Source organism: Bacillus tianshenii (assembly GCA_020524525.2).
GTDB lineage: Bacteria > Bacillota > Bacilli > Bacillales > Bacillaceae_N > Bacillus_AV.
This window is the reverse complement of the sequence record CP129018.1, coordinates 1,399,835-1,418,096: the sequence shown is the minus strand read 5'-3', so window position 1 is coordinate 1,418,096 and position 18,262 is coordinate 1,399,835. Positions and strand designations below refer to the sequence as shown.

The 18,262-nt window shown below is 39.1% G+C and carries 19 protein-coding genes; 13 read left to right on the top strand and 6 right to left on the bottom strand.

Annotated elements, in window-relative coordinates; genetic code table 11:
* Positions 1 to 114: 114 nt before the first annotated feature.
* Positions 115 to 1,017 (top strand): LysR family transcriptional regulator, encoded by a 903-nt coding sequence (locus tag LC040_07145; protein ID WLR52660.1) that lies wholly within the window; start codon positions 115 to 117, stop codon positions 1,015 to 1,017.
* Here the strand turns inward: LC040_07145 and LC040_07140 are convergent.
* Positions 1,014 to 2,018 carry an LLM class flavin-dependent oxidoreductase gene (locus tag LC040_07140; GenBank protein WLR52659.1) on the bottom strand — a complete coding sequence of 335 codons (1,005 nt, stop codon included), beginning with the start codon at positions 2,016 to 2,018 and terminating at the stop codon, positions 1,014 to 1,016. The genes LC040_07145 and LC040_07140 overlap by 4 nt on opposite strands.
* A 172-nt stretch (positions 2,019 to 2,190) precedes the next feature.
* Here LC040_07140 and LC040_07135 point away from each other — a divergent pair, with 172 nt between their 5' ends.
* Entirely contained in the window at positions 2,191 to 2,367 is a 177-nt protein-coding gene (locus tag LC040_07135) for a hypothetical protein (protein ID WLR52658.1), read from the top strand.
* Positions 2,368 to 2,523: 156 nt separating this feature from the next.
* Here the strand turns inward: LC040_07135 and LC040_07130 are convergent, their stop codons facing one another.
* On the bottom strand, positions 2,524 to 3,471 hold the full coding sequence (locus LC040_07130) for an IS30 family transposase (protein WLR52657.1): 948 nt from the start codon (positions 3,469 to 3,471) through the stop codon (positions 2,524 to 2,526).
* Between the two features lie 289 nt (positions 3,472 to 3,760).
* Here LC040_07130 and LC040_07125 point away from each other — a divergent pair, with 289 nt between their 5' ends.
* From LC040_07125 to LC040_07090, 8 genes are all read left to right on the top strand, one after another.
* Positions 3,761 to 4,534, top strand: a complete 774-nt coding sequence (locus LC040_07125) for an ABC transporter ATP-binding protein (GenBank protein WLR52656.1) — start codon at positions 3,761 to 3,763, stop codon at positions 4,532 to 4,534.
* 17 nt (positions 4,535 to 4,551) lie between these two features.
* On the top strand, positions 4,552 to 6,444 hold the full coding sequence (locus tag LC040_07120; protein ID WLR52655.1) for an AMP-binding protein: 1,893 nt from the start codon (positions 4,552 to 4,554) through the stop codon (positions 6,442 to 6,444).
* 1 nt (position 6,445) lies between these two features.
* Entirely contained in the window at positions 6,446 to 7,330 is an 885-nt protein-coding gene (locus LC040_07115) for a branched-chain amino acid ABC transporter permease (GenBank protein WLR52654.1), read from the top strand.
* 4 nt (positions 7,331 to 7,334) lie between these two features.
* Positions 7,335 to 8,396, top strand: coding sequence for a branched-chain amino acid ABC transporter permease (locus LC040_07110; protein ID WLR52653.1), 1,062 nt, complete (start codon positions 7,335 to 7,337; stop codon positions 8,394 to 8,396).
* A gap of 71 nt (positions 8,397 to 8,467) precedes the next feature.
* On the top strand, positions 8,468 to 9,694 hold the full coding sequence (locus LC040_07105; GenBank protein WLR52652.1) for an ABC transporter substrate-binding protein: 1,227 nt from the start codon (positions 8,468 to 8,470) through the stop codon (positions 9,692 to 9,694).
* A 61-nt stretch (positions 9,695 to 9,755) separates the two neighbouring features.
* A complete protein-coding gene (locus tag LC040_07100; protein WLR52651.1) occupies positions 9,756 to 10,544 on the top strand; it encodes an ABC transporter ATP-binding protein in 789 nt (262 codons plus the stop codon).
* A gap of 129 nt (positions 10,545 to 10,673) precedes the next feature.
* Entirely contained in the window at positions 10,674 to 11,423 is a 750-nt protein-coding gene (nfsA, locus tag LC040_07095) for an oxygen-insensitive NADPH nitroreductase (GenBank protein WLR52650.1), read from the top strand.
* A 141-nt stretch (positions 11,424 to 11,564) separates the two neighbouring features.
* Complete coding sequence (locus LC040_07090; protein WLR52649.1) at positions 11,565 to 12,464, top strand: DUF3794 domain-containing protein; 900 nt, start codon at positions 11,565 to 11,567, stop codon at positions 12,462 to 12,464.
* A 39-nt stretch (positions 12,465 to 12,503) separates the two neighbouring features.
* Here the strand turns inward: LC040_07090 and mgsA are convergent, their stop codons facing one another.
* The 4 genes from mgsA to LC040_07070 form a co-directional block, all read right to left on the bottom strand.
* Positions 12,504 to 12,908 carry a methylglyoxal synthase gene (mgsA, locus tag LC040_07085; GenBank protein ID WLR52648.1) on the bottom strand — a complete coding sequence of 135 codons (405 nt, stop codon included), beginning with the start codon at positions 12,906 to 12,908 and terminating at the stop codon, positions 12,504 to 12,506.
* A 26-nt stretch (positions 12,909 to 12,934) separates the two neighbouring features.
* Entirely contained in the window at positions 12,935 to 13,756 is an 822-nt protein-coding gene (locus LC040_07080) for a serine protease (GenBank protein ID WLR52647.1), read from the bottom strand.
* Between the two features lie 106 nt (positions 13,757 to 13,862).
* Positions 13,863 to 14,531, bottom strand: coding sequence for a protoglobin domain-containing protein (locus LC040_07075; protein WLR52646.1), 669 nt, complete (start codon positions 14,529 to 14,531; stop codon positions 13,863 to 13,865).
* A gap of 180 nt (positions 14,532 to 14,711) precedes the next feature.
* Complete coding sequence (locus LC040_07070; GenBank protein ID WLR52645.1) at positions 14,712 to 15,008, bottom strand: hypothetical protein; 297 nt, start codon at positions 15,006 to 15,008, stop codon at positions 14,712 to 14,714.
* Between the two features lie 217 nt (positions 15,009 to 15,225).
* Here LC040_07070 and LC040_07065 point away from each other — a divergent pair, with 217 nt between their 5' ends.
* The 3 genes from LC040_07065 to LC040_07055 all read left to right on the top strand — a co-directional run bounded on the left by LC040_07065 (position 15,226) and on the right by LC040_07055 (position 18,152).
* Positions 15,226 to 16,650, top strand: a complete 1,425-nt coding sequence (locus LC040_07065; protein WLR52644.1) for a LutB/LldF family L-lactate oxidation iron-sulfur protein — start codon at positions 15,226 to 15,228, stop codon at positions 16,648 to 16,650.
* Positions 16,647 to 17,354, top strand: a complete 708-nt coding sequence (locus LC040_07060; protein WLR52643.1) for a lactate utilization protein C — start codon at positions 16,647 to 16,649, stop codon at positions 17,352 to 17,354. The genes LC040_07065 and LC040_07060 overlap by 4 nt, the downstream gene beginning before the upstream one ends.
* 225 nt (positions 17,355 to 17,579) lie before the next feature.
* A complete protein-coding gene (locus LC040_07055; GenBank protein ID WLR52642.1) occupies positions 17,580 to 18,152 on the top strand; it encodes a DUF2179 domain-containing protein in 573 nt (190 codons plus the stop codon).
* The last annotated feature ends 110 nt before the right edge of the window (positions 18,153 to 18,262 follow it).

The following is an 18,262-nucleotide window of genomic DNA, read 5'->3' as shown; positions in this document are numbered from 1 at the left end:
AAATCATTCTTTATATCCCTATAGAAATATATTACAATTATAAAATAATTCAAACAATATTTAATTTAGATAAAATTGATGCCAATATGAGATAGTTTAATTGGGGGATAAAAAATGGAGTTAAGGCAAATTAAATATTTTATCGAAGTGGCTGAACGTGAACATGTGACAGATGCTGCCAATGCATTACATGTTGCTCAATCTGCCGTAAGTAGACAAATTGTAAATCTTGAAGCAGAGTTAGATGTCAGTTTATTTATTAGAGAAGGTCGTAATGTGAAATTAACACCTATTGGGAAAGCATTTCTAAGCCATATGAAAGAAGCAATGCATGTAATTGAAAACGCTTTACGGGAGGTGGAAGAGTATTCAGAACCAGAACGCGGAACGATACGCATCGGCTATCCGAGTAGCTTAGCTGCTTATTTGCTTCCAATTGCTATTTCTGCGTTCCGAGAGAAATATCCATTAGTTAAATTCCACCTTCATCAAAGCTCTTATCATGAATTAATAAAAAATGTTATAAACGGGGAGATTGACCTAGCTTTATTAGGTCCTATACCGAAGCATGAAAATAAAGTCGAAGGAAACATTCTTTTCTTAGAAAATATGATTGCGTTAGTACCGGTCAATCATCCTGCCGCATCTCAAGATTCTGTAACACTAAGCGAACTGCAAAATGACCCGTTCATTTTGTTTCCAGATGGATATATCTTACGAGAGGTAGTGGTAAAGGCTTGTCAAGAAAGTGGGTATGAGCCAAATGTAGCTTTTGAAGGAGAAGATATTGATGCGATTAAAGGATTAGTTGCAGCAGGGCTAGGGGTAACACTTATTCCGGAAATAACCATTATTGATACATTGCCGCGAGCAACGGTCAAGCTTCCGTTGCGCGACAAACCTGTAACACGAACAGTTGGAGTTATCATTCCAAATAATAGGCAATTACTTCCGACCGTCAAGCTTTTTTATGATTTTGTTAAAGACCATTTTAGAAAGTTAGCACAATTTCATTAATTCTTTTCCGACAAGAGATGCTTTGCAATCAGCTCATATGATTTAGCCCGAGCGCTGTAATCATGAGTGATCGTTAGAATCATCACTTCATCTGCATGATAGGTATCTTTTAATAGACGTAATTGTTCTTTTACTTCTGATGGGCTGCCAGCTATCATTTTTTCGCGGTGTTCCTTCATTTTGTTAATATCTTTTTCCGTGTAGGGATAGCTTTGTGCTTCTTTAATAGAAGGAATGCCGCTGCTGTAACCTTCTTTTTCAACGAGGATGTGCCAGAATAATTGACTTAAAGCTAATTCTTCCGCCTGTTTTGTTGTTTCAGCACAAATGACTGAAACAGCGATCATTACATATGGTTTGCTACCATTATGAGGTGTGAATTGTTCTCTATAATTTTTAATGATTTCGTCACCATTTACATTGCTCATAAAATGTCCATATACATATGCTGTACCATTTTCTGCAGCCATTTTCGCGCTTTTTTTCCCTGTACCTAATAACCAAAGAGAAGGTTTATCATTTGGAATAGGAACGGCTTTAATCTTTGAAGATGGATGATCAGGGGAAAATCGATCATTGAGAAATGATTGAAGTTCTTTTATTTTATCTGGCATTTCATTCACTTGCTGTAAATAGTTATCTGATAACGCCATCGATACTTCAGCTGAGCCGCCGGGTGCGCGACCGATACCTAAATCAATTCTTGCAGGGTACAATGTTTCCAGCAAATGAAAATTCTCAGCTACTTTATATGGTTTATAGTATGGAAGCAAGATGCCACCAGAGCCGATTCTGATATTTTCTGTAACTGCACCAAGATGAGCGAGAAATATTTCAGGAGATGGACAGGAGAGGGTATCCATACTGTGATGCTCTGCTAACCAATATCGGGTAAAACCCCAGCTGTCAGCAGCTTTTGCTAATGCAATTGTCGCATTGTAAGCATCTTTATATGTGGCCCCTTTGGAAACTGGACATTGGTCAAGAATACTAATTTTCACAATTAAACCCCCAAACCAAAAGTTTTCCTCATCATACTAAAAAACTGCTCTCAAATTCAAGAAAGTGGTTTTTCAAAAAATAATCTAAGACTATTCTTGCCAAAAGATTGATGTTTTTCCCTAATAAGGTACAATAGTACGGGATGAAGTTTTGAATTAAAGGAGTATTTTTATGAAGTTTAACTTAAATATTGATCCAGAAACTGCAAAAAGTTTAAAAGCTATTTCAGAAACAAAAAATATTTCATTTGAAGAAGCGATCGAATTGGTGTTAAATCGCTATTCGCAAGTAGGTTTAGAGGAAATTGAAAAGGTGCAGCAAGCTATAAATAATGCTTTCAAAGGGTAATAGAAGGGAGCAAGGTAAACGTACGGGAGTTTAACCGTACGTTTATTTTTTATTCTTAAAACAAGCATGACCAAATCCTTATGAACATAGAATAAATGGCAAGGCAGAAAAGTAGATACTTCCAAAAGCAATAAATGTTATTAAAATGACGGTTTGTCAAATTAAGTGCAACAGTTCTTCCTGAAACGCTTCGTGTGCTGATTTCCATTCAAGGCACTTTCGTGGTCTGCGATTAATAAAAGACAACGCTCCAACTAGTTCGTAATCAGTTACTTTAGCTAAGTCGGTTTTCTTGGGGAAGAATTCACGAATGAGTCCATTCGCGTTCTCATTACTCCCGCGTTGCCACGAAGAGTAAGGATCAGCGAAATACACATCAATCTCAAGTTCTTCCTCAATGGTTCTATAACACGAAAACTCTTTTCCGCGATCCACAGTCGCGGTTTGAAAAGCTCCATGGGGGAGTTGCCCTTCAAGAAGACGAATAGCCTTTTCCATAGACGCAGCTGTGCGATTAGGCATTTTAATGGCGTGATACCAACGGGTTTTCCTCTCGACAAAAGTGGCTAGACACCCCTTACTGTTTCCTCGACTGGAAACAACACTGTCGAGTTCCCAGTGGCCGAACGTGGACCGTTTTCGAACCTCTTTGGGACGTTTATTGATAGATGTGCCAACGTTAAATCGGCCACGAGTTTCCTTTGGTTTCTGCCGTTTTCCTTTTTGTCGGAGTACGTTGAGGTCTCCTTCGTTCAATTTCCCAGTGTAGATCCACCGGTAAAGCGTTTTAAAGCTCAGGAACCCTTGGAATAGACGACCCACAATTTGTTCTGGAGACCATGTAGCCTGCAATTTCTCGTTAATTGTCGCAGCCATTTCTTCAGACCATTTCCCGATCCGACCACAATTCTCTCGACGGGTTTGATACGTGTCATGGGCTAGCTCAGATTGATAAGTATCTCCCACCTGATTTCGTCTAACTTCTCTGGAGATAGTGGATGGACTGCGCTTTAGCTGTATGGCAATATCTCGAATCGATTTACCTTCAGCTTTCAAGGTTTCTATACGTGCTCGGTCAAATGTGGTAAGATGTTGATAACTCATGACAATTCCTCCGTGTGATGTTTGGTGTGGTAATCAACATTATACACGAGGTTGCCATGGGTTATTTTTTTACCCTAAAGTTCAGGTGTTGCACTTAATATTACAATTCGTCAAATAATAAAAAAATGGTAGAATCGACCGTTTAAGATTCATTATGGCAACGATTCGACAAAATTATTAAACAGAATATTCTCAAAATTAAGAAATTTATGTTGACTTCTAATTGTGATGATTTATATAATACGATATATCCGAATGATAACGCTTACATAAAAAGGGGGGCGTCTAATTGCCTATCTTAGAAGTGGAGAACATTTCCTTGCAATTTGGAGGGGTTAAGGCTTTAAATGACGTATCTTATCATGTTGAAAAAGGAGAGATCTTTTCACTAATTGGGCCAAATGGTGCTGGAAAGACAAGTATGCTGAATTGTATTAGCGGCCTCTACAAACCTTCCACTGGCTCAATTAAATTTAATGGTCAAGACATTCTTAATATGAAGCCGTACAATCGAACATCCTTAGGGATTGCGAGAGCTTTTCAAAACATCGCGTTATTTGCACAAATGTCTGTACTCGACAATTTAAAGCTTGGACGTCATGTTCGAATGAAGTCAGGCTTATTCTCTGGCGGCATGTATTGGGGGGGAGCAGAAAAAGAAGAAGTGGCCCACCGTCATTCCGTTGAGGAAGTCATTGAGTTTTTGGAAATGCAAGATATTCGTCATACACCTGTCGGAACATTACCGTATGGTCTGCAAAAACGTGTAGAAGTGGGAAGAGCACTTGCATTAGAGCCTGAATTAATTCTACTTGATGAACCGATGGCTGGAATGAACAATGCAGAGAAAGAGGATATGGCCCGGTTTATTTTAGATATGCATGAATTAAACGGGATTACAGTTTTCCTAATCGAACATGATATGGGCGTCATTATGGATTTATCGGATCATATTGCTGTTCTTGATTTTGGAAAGCGCATTGGCTTTGGAACACCACAAGAAATTCAAAATAATCCAGAAGTTATACGTGCTTATCTCGGCGAACAAGAGGAAGTAAGCTAAAGGGGGGAGATAGTTAAATGGTGCAGCAAACTTTACCACAGTTACTGCTTCATAAAGCAAAGAACGAAAGCAACAAAGTGGCACTCAGACAGAAGGATCTAGGTATTTGGAATCAATGGTCATGGGCCACTTATTATGAAGCTGTTCAATCATTTGCAATAGGCTTACAAGAACAGTTCAGTGTACGAAAAGCTGAAAAAATAGGTATTATTGGGGATAATCGTCCAGAGTGGGTGATTGCAGAACTTGCCGTGCAATCAATTGGAGCAATTCCTATAGGTATCTACCAAGATGCTACACCGGAACAGCTGCTTCAATACTTAACAATAAGTAACACACGAATACTTATTGTTGAAGATCAAGAACAAGTTGACAAAGTACTAGATGTTGTTAATGAGCTTCCACAAATTGAACATATTATTTATTACAATGACAAGGGTTTACGAAAATATACCCATCCGAAACTCAAATTTTTTAAAGAAATTCAATTGAGCGGGGAAAAACATTTAAGTAAGAATCCTACAATACTTGAAGAACAAATTAAAGAAATTGACCCTACAGACATTGCCCTCATCACATTTACTTCTGGGGCTACAGATCAATCAAAAGCAGCTCAATTCAGTCACGAGAATATTATTCAAACAGCTTTATCGATTAACGAAGTTGATTCAGTTGACGAAAGCGATGATTATTTATCCTTTTTGTCATTAGCTTGGATTTGCGAGCAAGTTATGGCGATTGGTCTTTCATTAACGAAAGGATTAACAATAAACTTCCCAGAAGAACCTTCTACTATTTTAAATGATTTAAGAGAAATCGGCCCTCATATTATTCAAGCACCACCAAGAACTTATGAAAATATCATTGCCCGTTTTCATGTCCGAATGAACGATTCCACTCCTTTCAAGAAAAAAGTTTTTTCATTTTTTGAACCAATGATTGAAAAAATGGCACGTCTAAAATTGAGCAACCAGTCAGTCTCATCATCACCTAATATTTCTTATTTGCTTGGTGATTATTTGGTCTTTAGTGCTATTCGAGACCATTTAGGTCTTTCACGCCTTAAACGAGCTTATGTTACGGGAGGTGTTTTAAACGCAGACGCTTTTGAATTCTTTCACGGGTTAGGTGTGAACTTAAAGCAAACATACGGAACGGTCGAAACAACCGGTTTTTCAGCAATTCAACTTGATAATCAAGTGAACCCGAATACAACAGGGAAGCCATTGCCTTCTACCAATATTAGCTTAACTTCAGATGGTGAAATCCAAATTGAAGGTCCGGGGGTGTTTGCAGGTTATCTTGGTAGCGAACAAGGCAAAAGCTTTGACACTGGAGACTACGGGCAAATGAATGAAAATGGTGAGCTGCAAGTGTTTGACCGCATAGATGACCTTATTACTTTACCTTCTGGTGAGCAAATTTCTTCTGGACTTATCGAAAGTAGTCTTAAGAAAAGCCCTTATATTCAAGAGGCTGTTGTTTTCGGAAAAGATCGAGCATTTGTTACAGCGATGATTAATATTAATCGAGCTAGTGTTGGGAGATGGGCAGAGAAAAATCAAATCACGTACACGAGTTACCGCGATCTTTCCGTAAACTCGGAAGTCGTTCAATTAATCCGTGATGAAGTTGGAAAAATTGTTAAGTCACTCCCGTCTGAGAGCCAAGTCAAACGATTTGTCATTCTGCCAAAAGAACTTGATGTGGCAGAAGGTGAGTTGACTCCTACACAAAAAATTGTGAGACAGGTTGTGGCACAAAATTATGAGCCATATTTAACTGCTCTATACGGAAATGATGAACAATTTGATAACATGTCTCGTTCTTTTGAAGAACTTGAACAAGAAACAAACAGGGAATCGGCAGTTCAGATTATATCCCTAGAAATCTCACAGGGGGTGGCTTAAGGTGACATTTTTTATGCAAATGCTCGTTAGCGGCATTGTTGTCGGCAGTATCTATGCGCTTGTTGCGTTAGGATTTGTCTTAATCTATAAGGCAAGTGATGCACTTAACTTAGCGAACGGTGAGTTTGTGTTAATCGGTTCCTATATTTGTTTAACTTTAGTGACGGTGTTGAAGCTGCCTTTCCTAGTAGCCCTGCTTCTTACTTTAGTCTTTAACGCTATTCTTGGGTTAATTGTTGAACGAATTGTATTAAGACCACTATTAAATGCACCGACAATATCTGTCATCATGGCTACGATTGGTCTTGGTAACTTATTAGCTGGGTTGATTCATATGATTTGGGGGCATCAAACAAAGATGTATCCGCAAATCTTCCCGAACACTCCAGTAACAATTGGAGAGGTAATCATTACGCCTGTTTATTTGTGGTCGTTTGTCATTGTATTGGCACTATTAATTGCCTTTACTGTTTTCTTCAAATTTTCAAAAATGGGCATTGCGATGCGAGCAGTGGCGGATGATCTTCAAGCAGCTGCTTCAATGGGTATCAGCGTTAAGAAAGTCTTTGCGGCTACGTGGGCAATTGCATCTGTAGTAGCGGCAGTCGGTGGCGTACTGTTAGGAAATATTAACGGTGTGAATGCAACAATGTCGTTAATCGGCTTAACGGTTTTACCGGTTGTTATACTTGGCGGACTTGATAGTATTCCAGGAGCAATTGTCGGAGGCTTCTTAATTGGAATATTGCAAAGCATGGCAGGTGGTTATTTAGACCCTCTTGTTGGCGGAGGGTTGAAGGATGTCTTCCCGTTCATTATTGTTATTTTGATTCTCATGATTAAGCCATATGGATTGTTTGGAAAAGGTGGAATTGAAAGGGTGTGAAGAAGTGAGAAATCCATTTGTAATGGGATGCGGAACATACAAAACGCGTTACAACAAAGACATGGCGATTTTCACAGTACAACGAGTGAAGGTAAGAATGATTATTTTGGCAGCACTAGCATTTTTGTTTCCACTGCTCACAAATGACTACGTGGTTGGCTTAGCAACGCTATGCGCGATTGCTTCTGTCGGGGCAATTGGTTTAAATATTTTAACGGGATTTACAGGACAAATTTCGATCGGCGTGGGTGCTTTCTTAGGAGTAGGCGGGTATACATCCGCAATCTTAACGAGCACACTTGGTTTAAGCTTTTGGGTGGCTATCCCAGTTGCAGGAGCTGTTACTGCAGCAGTTGGGGCACTTTTTGGAATACCATCGCTGCGCTTAAAAGGTTTGTACTTAGCAATTGCAACGCTTGCAGCACAGTTTATTATTCTATTTGTGATTAGCCGCTGGACTAGTTTAACAGGCGGAACATCTGGAATGGTGCTTCAAAGACCTTCCATCGGTAGTTTCTCCTTCATGTCAGCTAGCAGTTACTACTATTTATGCTTGGTCGTCTTATTAGTGACAATCATCTATTCATTAAATTTGTTCCGGAGCCGTATCGGCCGAGCTTTTTTAGCTGTTCGTGACCGAGATGTAGCCGCACAAATTATGGGGATTAATCTTTTTAAGTATAAGGTGTTATCGTTTGCTATCAGTTCCTTCTTTGTTGGGATAGCTGGGGCGCTGCTTGCACATTATACGATGATTGTAAGTCCAGAGTTATACAGTATCAATGTATCTATTCAATATTTGGCGATGATTTTAGTAGGCGGTCTTGGAAGTATTCTGGGTTCCATTCTTGGGGCAGTTTTTATTACACTTCTACCGGTTGGACTTGGTTTTGTCGTCGACTTTATTACCGTCTTTATGCCTAATATGCAGAATGCTTTAGCTGCCTTTCAAGAGCTTACATTTGGAGCAGTCATTATTTTGTTCCTTATCTTTGAGCCTGGAGGATTAGCGCATATTTGGAGCAACATTAAAAATTACTTTAAGCTCTGGCCGTTTTCTTATTAGCAGAGACAACGAAACATTCAGTGTTTTGTTACTCAATAAATGAAAAACAAAAACAAAGGGGAGTAGATTGAATGAAAACTAGGTGGGCAAAGTCTTGGTTATTAATCGCTTGTATGATGTTAATGACCGGCATACTAGCAGCTTGTGGAAGTCAATCAACAGATGCACCGGCACAAGAAGCAAGTGGAGAAGGTTCAAGTGATGGCGGTAACACAGTTAAAATTGGTGCATTATTTGATATTACAGGCGGAACTGGAGACGTAGGTACACCATACGCTGAGGGCGAAAAAGCTTATTATGAATATTTAAACAGCAATGGTGGCATTAATGGACTTCAAGTTGAGCTTAATGGTGATGATTACTCGTACGATATTGCAAAGGGTCAACGGTTGTACCAAGAGTTACGCGATCGTCATAAAGTCGTTGCCGTTCTTGGCTGGGGAACAGCAGATACTGAAGCACTGCGCCAGCAGGTTGCACATGATAAGTTACCATATTTCTCCGCTTCTTATTCTGAAAATTTGAAAAACTTAGACGAAAGTCCATATAACTTCTTAACAGCCGCTACATATTCTGACCAAGGCCGCGCGGTTGTAAAATGGATTAAAGACAACCATAAAGGTGATGGCGAACCAACACTTGCATTGCTATATAATGACACAGCTTTTGGCCGTTCTCCTATTGAAGATATTAAAAATTACGCAGCTGAGGTTGGCGTGAAAATTGTTGATGAAGAAGTAATTCCAGTAACAGCAACAGAAGCTCAATCTCAAATGTTAAATATGCAGAAGAAAAACCCTGATTATGCGATCATTAACCAAACATGGGGTGCAGCCGCAACGATTTTGCGTGAAGCACAAACATTGGGCATTGAAACACAGTTTATCGGCTTGAACTGGGCAACTGGTGAAGGTGTAATTGATATTGCTGGTGATGCGGCTGAAGGTATGCTTGGTGTGGTAACACATGCATTCCCTTATGAAGACCTTGAAGGAATGGCTGAAATCAAGGAATACTTAGAATCAAAAGGGCAAAGCACAGATGACATTAGCCAAAAGTTCGTCCAAGGCTGGGTTACAGCGAAAATTATGGCTCAAGGTATCGGCAATGCTGAAGAAATGACAGGTGAGGGTATCCGTCAAGGGATTGAAAAGATCAATAATCTTGATTTAGGCGGATTAGCTGCTCCAGTTACATTTACTGCTGATAACCATGCAGGAACAAATCAAGTTCGTCTTGCTGAAGTGAAAAACGGAAAATTCGAGATTATTTCTGATTATTTCAGCTACGAAGATTAATAATGATGAAAGGAGGCTTCGGCCTCCTTTTTCTCTCACACTAATAAGGGGAGGATAAAGAATGCTTCGGGTTAATAATATTGAAGTTGTCTATTCTAAAATGATTCTTGTTCTAAAAGGGATGTCATTAGAAGTACCGCCTGGTAAAATTGTTGCCCTGCTTGGAAGTAATGGGGCAGGCAAGTCTACAACACTTAAAGCAATTTCTGGTCTGCTTGGAGGAGATGGCGGCCAAGTGACGAAGGGCTCGATTACGTATAATGATGAGGAAATTACCGGTATAAGTGCGGATGCAATTGTAAAGAAAGGCATCTTTCAAAGCATGGAAGGCCGCCGTGTATTCAAGCATTTAACGGTTGAAGAAAACCTCATTGCAGGAGCACATTCACGAAAGGACCGTCATCATTTAAAAGAAGACATGGAACGAGTCTATCACTACTTTCCGAAGTTAAAGATGCTCCGCTCACGCCATGCAGGTCTTCTCTCTGGCGGTGAACAACAGATGCTTGCAATTGGTAGAGGAATTATGGCAAAACCAAAGCTGCTTTTGCTAGATGAACCTTCACTTGGGATTGCACCTTTACTTGTAAAAGAGATTTTTCAAAATATAAAACAAATTAACGAGGAGGAAGGAACGTCTATTCTTGTTGTTGAGCAAAATGCCAATGTCGCTCTTTCAATTTCAGACTACGGGTATATTGTAGAAGACGGCCGAACGGTAATGGAAGCACCTGTTTCCGAATTACTTGAAAACAAAGAAGTGCAAGAACATTACTTAGGCATGAGTGATGAAGGTCGTAAAAACTATCGTGAAGTAAAATCCTATCGGCGGAAAAAACGATGGGTGTAAAGATATTAAGCGCACAGCCATTCATTTCAGCTGTGCGTTTTCTTTATGTAACAGCAGAACATTTTATTTTCTTTTGCCATTCCAATATGATAGAAAAGGAACCATACATATTGGATAAGGAGGAGTTCGATGAATCAAACAATCAATACGATTCAAAGTCACCGTTCTGTTCGCAAGTTTAAAGATGAACGATTAACGTCTGAACAGGTTGAAACAATTGTCCGTTCAGCTCAATCAGCAGCAACTTCAAGTTATATTCAATCCTATTCCATTATAGGTGTCACTGATCAACAGAAAAAAGACGCCTTGGCACAATTAGCTGGGAACCAGCCCTATGTAGCCAAAAGTGGTCACTTATTTGTATTTTGTGCTGATTTATATCGCCATGAGCAAATAGCTCAATGGAAAGGTGAACAAATTGACGAATCACTTGAAAGCACGGAGTTATTCATGGTCGCTCTTATTGATGCAGCACTTGCCGCCCAAAATGCTGTGCTTGCTGCAGAATCGATGGGACTTGGCGCTTGTTATATTGGCGGTATTCGCAATGATTTAGATGGGGTTCAACAAATCTTAGAAACACCTAAGCGAGTTATTCCCTTATTCGGGCTGACCGTTGGTACTCCTGATCATGACCCAGACCTGAAACCAAGATTACCACTTGAACTTATCTATCATGAAAATACGTATAACACTGATTTAGAACGTATGAAAGACCAGCTTTCTACATATGACCGTGTAATAAAAGAATATTATAAAGAACGAACAGACGGTAAACGAGAGGACAGCTGGACAGACTTAATAATGACATTACTTAGCAATAATAAGCGTAAATATATGAAAGAATTCATTGAAAAGCAAGGCTTTAATTTAAGATAGACAATACACCAGTGCGGCTTATTTCTGCACTGGTGTTTCGTTTAAAAAAAGGCGATAGCCATAAGATAGTTGTCCATCCGGATTTGTACTACAAACATACAATGTACTGTAGCAAAACAAATCAGAGAAAGGATGAACACCATGTCCTCACACCACCATCACAAGGGGAAATATGGAAGTGAAGGCAAACCGTCAACACCTCTTTACCCACAGCATCATCACCAAGAAAAGCATCATGAGCCGAAGCAAGAAAAGAAAAAATCTGTAAAGCGTCACAAAAATGCGGTCGTGCCTTCTTCTACAAATAAAAACGTGCATCCAAAAGCTATTAAAAAAGCTTATGTGAAAGTGCCTGTCGTCTTAAGTGAAACAAAGGTACAAATAGATATGGATGCGACAATTAAGTTTCCAGAGCCTGTCTTAGAAATTAAAGAAGTGAAGAAGAACTTAAAGGTAACGCAATGCCGTTTGTTACTGCCAACGAATAAGCTGTTTATTAAAGGCTTTGTTCGTAAAAACATCCAATATGCAACACCAAAATATTCAGACAGAAACTCTGTTGTTTCAAACATTCGTTCTTTAACAATAGACCTCCCGTTTAGCACAGTGACTGAGATAGATTATATTAACCCTCCTCAATTTGAGAAAAATCCTGACCGTCGCGACTTCACGTACTTTAGAACGCATAAGTTACCACAAGGGTTCTCGGATAAAGATCAATTATTATCAGGCGACCTTTCACAATTTGACCAAATCAGTGGGGAAACATTCAACGAGTTACCTTACTGTGAACTGCTTCACAGCAACTTTATTGAATATGATGAAGCACTTGACCGTAAAATGGGCCGTGTTCAAGATGGCAGTGGAAATTGGGTAGACGGTCCGTTTGAAGAGGGCACATTTACAAAAGTAGAAGAAAAAATGGTCGTTGAGTTAACACTGAAAGTCTTACAAAAACAGCAGGTGTATATCGATGAAAAAGGACACCATCATCATTGTGACTATGACAAAGATGACCACTATGATAAACACAAATATTAAACAAAAACGAGGCGGAAATATCGCCTCGTTTTCTACGTCTTATTCCTTTTCGTGAATGATGGAACGCCACTTTAAATCCCCGCGTTCTAATCCACGGATTAGAATTTCAGCTGTTCCCATGTTCGTAGCAAGTGGAATTGCATGTACATCACAAAGGCGCAATAAAGCCGTTACGTCTGGTTCATGTGGCTGCGCAGTAAGAGGATCTCGAAAAAAGATAACCATATCCATTTTATTTTGTGCGATTAGCGCACCGATCTCTTGGTCACCTCCAAGCGGGCCAGATTGAAATCGTTTCACCTTTAAATCAGTTGCTTCGATAATCTTTTGCCCAGTTGTACCAGTAGCATGAAGTTCATGACCGTCTAAAATATCTTTATAAGCTGTCGTGAATTGTACCATCTCTTTTTTCTTCTTATCATGAGCGATTAAGGCAATTCTCAACGTTGTTCAACCTCCTTGGAAATAACTCATTCATTAAGTAAGTTTGAAATTTCTTCTGCTGGTATCGCGAATCCAACCTTTTTTGATTCCTCGTTTAAGGCAACAGAACCTTTTGCATAAATAATGCCAATTACTTTCCCCTTTTCATCGATGACTGGACTGCCGCTGTTTCCGCTGTGGATAGGGGCATCAATTAGCATAGCAGACATGTTTGTTTTATTTTTTTCGCCGACAATTGTGCCTTCAATTGCAACTTGATTATAAGAAAGTGGATTACCAATCACATAAATAGGGTCATTCATTTGCCACGTTTCATTTGCCTTCACATCTAAATGTGGAAGAGGCTTATCAGAATTAACAGATAATAGTGCCAAATCTTTACTCTTTGATGTATGCAGTACTTTTGCTTCTAGCACCGTTCCATCCGGAAAACTAATTACGCTTTTTCCGTTGTCGCGAACAATATGATAATTCGTTACAATTAATCCTTCGCTTGAAATATTAAAGCCTGTACCGTTTCGGTTTTCCGACTGAATCATAACGACGCTTTTTTTATATGTTTGAATCTTCTCTTCTTGAGAAAGGTTTGAGGATTTCGATAAAAATTCAAGAGCAGGCAGGTTGAGAACGTTGAGAAGTGTTCCTGCAGTACTAATGATTAAGAACAACGCCACGATTATAAGCATGCTCTTTTTTAATTTAGATGGTGGTTGCTTTTCTTTTTTTAACGGTTCTTCTTTTTGGTTAAAATATTTTTCAATCTCTTCAGGGTCTTCGTATAAATCTGGTTCATTTCGCTTCAAGTCATTTAAATGCTCTGAAAATTTTTCTTTTTCTTCTTCGTTCATTCAATGGCTCCTTTGAATCATTATCCATATTTATTGTAGCAGAATGGAGCCCCTCTAGAACAACAAAAACGTTCCAGCGAATATCGCCTGGAACGTTTTGATAGATTTATTGAGCCTCTTCATGTAATTCTTGGGCAATTCGCAACAACTCTTGTGCTAAAAAGTCAATTTCCTTCGCGTTAGAAGCATAAGTTTGGTTAAGGTTGGTGCTTTCTGATGAATGGGTCGCTGCTACCTCTGAAAGCAGTGTTAAATTATGAAGCATTTCATTCGAATGAATAATGATTTTATCTTTGTATTCATGATTTTCCTTTAAACGATCATAGGCAAGCAAGGCAATTTTCGTATCAAATAAAAGTCTTTTGGTAAAAGCGTGATAGAGAGGCAGTCCATCTTCAAGATCACTGCACAATGCCATCATTTCATCTAAATAAACCGTAACACCACCCATATACCAATCAGGTTCAAGGCCAATTCTTGCATGGGCAGCTCCTATTCGTGTGACATAATGGATGTACGCATCATCAATTGTATCAGTGAACAAGTGCTTGAAATAGTCAACCTGTGTTTGTACAAGACGCTGGAAAGTGGAGTTTGTCTCAGCGATTTCAGCCAATTTCGGTACTGCAGCCATTCGATTATAGAAACGAACGATAACCTGTTGTGTTTTTGACTCGATATAGGACTGATAGTTATTCAACAATGTGAGGTGTTTTTCTTCAAGCCCGATATACTCGATCATCTCTTTCCAATGCCCGTTGATGTGGATTGCCATGTTAATCACCTTTCCAGAAGTTGTTTTTTGTAAAAATAAGTAATTAGAACTAGGTCTAAAGAATTAATATGTATCTCCATTATAATCGAACAAAAACCATTTTGTTATAAATAAGTTGCAATTTTATGAAGTTTCCTCCATTAAGCAAGCCGACCTTCATTTGGATGGTCGGCTTGTTTGCTACGATAATTTATTGATTTCCTCAGTTACAACAAACGCAAGATCATCATTTCCAAACAATGATAACACGCCAAGTAGTGTACTATGTGGGATTTCTTCTGACTCATGCTTTGGTACGGTTAATTCTAATGTCTGCTTCAGGGCAGGGTTTGCGGCTTGGTTAGGGTAAGCCTTCTGATATAATTCTTCAGGGTCTAGGTCATGATTTACACACCACTGTGCAAAGACGAGGATCATCATATGTTCATCACGTTGATAGTTTTGGATAATTTGGTCTTCTAATTCTTTCTTATTCATCTCAAATCAACTCTCCTTTAGGAAACGACTATTCATTTATTATAACGGCAGGGAGGTTCTCGTCACAATGCTCGATTAAAAGATAGAGGTTGCATGTAAAATACTTTTTCGCTAAAATTAACAGAAAATTATCAATCTAAAGAAAAAGTGCACGGGCTCTTCTTTTTATAGAGGAGCTATTTTCAATTCATCAGATGATCAACAGGGGGTTTTAGATGTGAGCATGAAAATTGGAGAGGACCTTTTTAATGAGAGGGTATCCAAAAGTTTAGCAGATTCATTTATGCGTGAGGCAGTTTCAACAGCACAAAGCCGACTTACAGGCGTACGTGAAAAAACAATTGAAGAATTGGGAAACTGGGAGGAGTGGCGAGAATTATCAGCATCAATTCGAAAACATACCATTGATCATTTAGATACATACTTACACGAATTAAGTGAAAACGTAACAAAACAAGGTGGCCACGTAATCTTTGCTCAAACGCCAGAGGAAGCGAACGAATATATCACAAGCATTGCAAAGAAAAAGAAGGCAAAAAAGATTGTAAAATCAAAATCAATGGTTACCGAAGAAATTGGATTAAATAAAGCATTAGAAGGATCAGGCTGTGACGTAATTGAAACAGATTTAGGTGAATACATTATTCAATTAGCGGAAGACCCGCCATCACATTTTCTAGCACCTGCCCTCCATAAAAACCGCGATCAAATTCGAGAGGTTTTTAAAGAAAAACGGGGGTACACGAATACATCTAAGCCTGAGGAAATGACATTGTTTGCAAGAGAGCAATTACGCGACGAGTTTCTTTCAGCTGATATTGGAATTACAGGATGCAACTTCGCAATCGCAGAGTCCGGTACAATTTCACTTGTTACAAATGAAGGAAATGCCGAAATGGTAACAACGTATCCGAACACCCAAATTGCGGTTATGGGAATGGAACGAATTGTACCAACGTGGCAAGAGTTTGATATTTTGATCAGTATGCTTGCTAGAAGTGCTGTTGGTCAAAAAATCTCCACCTATGTGACAACCTTAACAGGACCAAGAACGGAAGATGAAGGAGATGGTCCTGAGGATTTTCATTTAGTTATCGTCGATAATGGGCGTTCTAAAATGCTTGGGACAGAGTTTCAATCGGCACTGCACTGTATTCGTTGTTCCGCATGCTTAAATGTCTGCCCAGTTTATCGCCATCTAGGAGGTCATGCGTACGGTTCAATTTATTCAGGTCCGATCGGTGCTGTTATTTCACCTGTCCTCGGTGGTTATGAAGATTATAAAGAATTACCATATGCGTCAACACTCTGCTCAGCGTGTACGGATGCTTGTCCAGTAAAGATTCCGCTTCATGAGCTGTTATTAAAACATCGTCAAAACATTGTACAGGAAGGAAACACACCAAGTGCCGAAAAGCTTACAATGAAAGCATTTCAAATGGCAACTTCCTCACCAGCGATGTATAACGCAAGTACAAAAGCAGCGCCACATCTGTTAAAGCCATTTACAAAAGAAGATAAAATAACAAGTGGGCCTTTCCTATTGAAAGAATGGACAAATGAAAGAGACTTCCCGGCTCCATCAAAAAACCGCTTTAGAGATTGGTTCAAAAACCGTGACAAAGGAGGTTCAAAGTCTTGAGAGGACAAGGAGAAGTAAGAAATAGAGACAGCTTTCTAAAACATTTAAGCAAACAATTAGGCCGAACAGAGCTAAAGCAGGAAGTAAAACGACCAAACTGGGGACTTAAGCCGCAATATAAAATTTTGCAAGAGGCAACACAAGAGGAGCTTGTTGAATTATTGAAAGCAGAAGCTGCCAAGGTCAATACACCTTTACTGGAAACAACGACAGACAACCTTTCAGATACTTTGGAAGCAGCCATTGGTTCGTTTGATAATCTTTCCATCGTAACATGGGACGACCCGCGGTTTGAGGAATATGAAACGACCGGGGTACTTAATAAACATCACTGGCATACATGGAACGCAAGCTTGGGAGAAGAGAATGTGAGAATCACTCAAAATGCGGATATTGGCATCACATTTTGTGATTATGCTCTTGCTGAAAGCGGCACGGTTGTGTTAACAAGCTCAGCTGAACAAGGACGCTCTGTTAGTTTACTGCCAACTGCTTATATTGCAATCATTCCAAAAAGCAAAATCGTCCCGCGCTTAACGCAAGTCACTGATGCTATACACGAAAAGTTCCAGCAAACAGGAGAAGTTCCTTCATGTATGAAGTTTATTTCTGGTCCAAGTAACAGCGGAGATATTGAAATGAACTTAGTCGTCGGTGTACATGGACCGATAAAGGCAACCTACATTGTAATTAATGATCAATGAAAGAAAAATATATAAAGCGATAAAATTTAATAATTATACATTATGATGTATTTAGTTCCGATAAATACGAGATTTATAGAAATGGGTTTGTATAAAAATAAATAATCTGTTTATTTTAATAGCTAGTCGAAAGCGTAGAAATGAGTAAATTGGACTTTATTGGTTATCTCCCATCTCAATTTCTGGTACACTAGGCATCAGTATGATTGAAAGGGCGGATGGGTGATGTTGAACGCAATCATCATTTTCATAGCACAGCTGTTTTTCGTACCTGTTTTGACGCTAAGAACTATTCTTGCGGTTAAGGGAATGAAAACACAAGCTTCTGCGATGGGAATGTTAGAAGGAATCATATATGTTGGTGCTTTAGGTCTTGTATTTAGTGATTTGTCTAATTACATGAACATGGTCGCATATGCATTAGGTTTTGGGACAGGCGTTTATATTGGTGGTGTGCTAGAAGAAAAGCTTGCGATTGGTTATATGACAATTGAAGCGAACATTCCAGAGAAGAATACAGCATTGATTAACCGCTTAAGAGAAGTGGGCTTTAGTGTTTCAACAAGTGAAGTGGAAGGTATGAACTCTATGCGTTATCGCTTAGATTGTACCGCACGAAGAGATCGTGAAAAAGAGTTCTATCGATTAATAAGTGAATACGAGCCAAGTGCCTTTGTTGCTTCCTATGAACCTCGTAACTTTAAAGGCGGTTATATTACAAAAGCAATGAAAAAACGTCGTGAACTTTTCATGAAAAAGAAAAAGCGAAAAGAACAAGAAGCAAGTGCAAACAGTTAAACGAAGGACCTTCAATGGTCTTTCGTTTTTTAAATGAATAAACATGCCCTAAAAGAACTACTAAGGATGAGAAAACGTGAAAATGTTACAATGAGCAAATAAATAGAGCT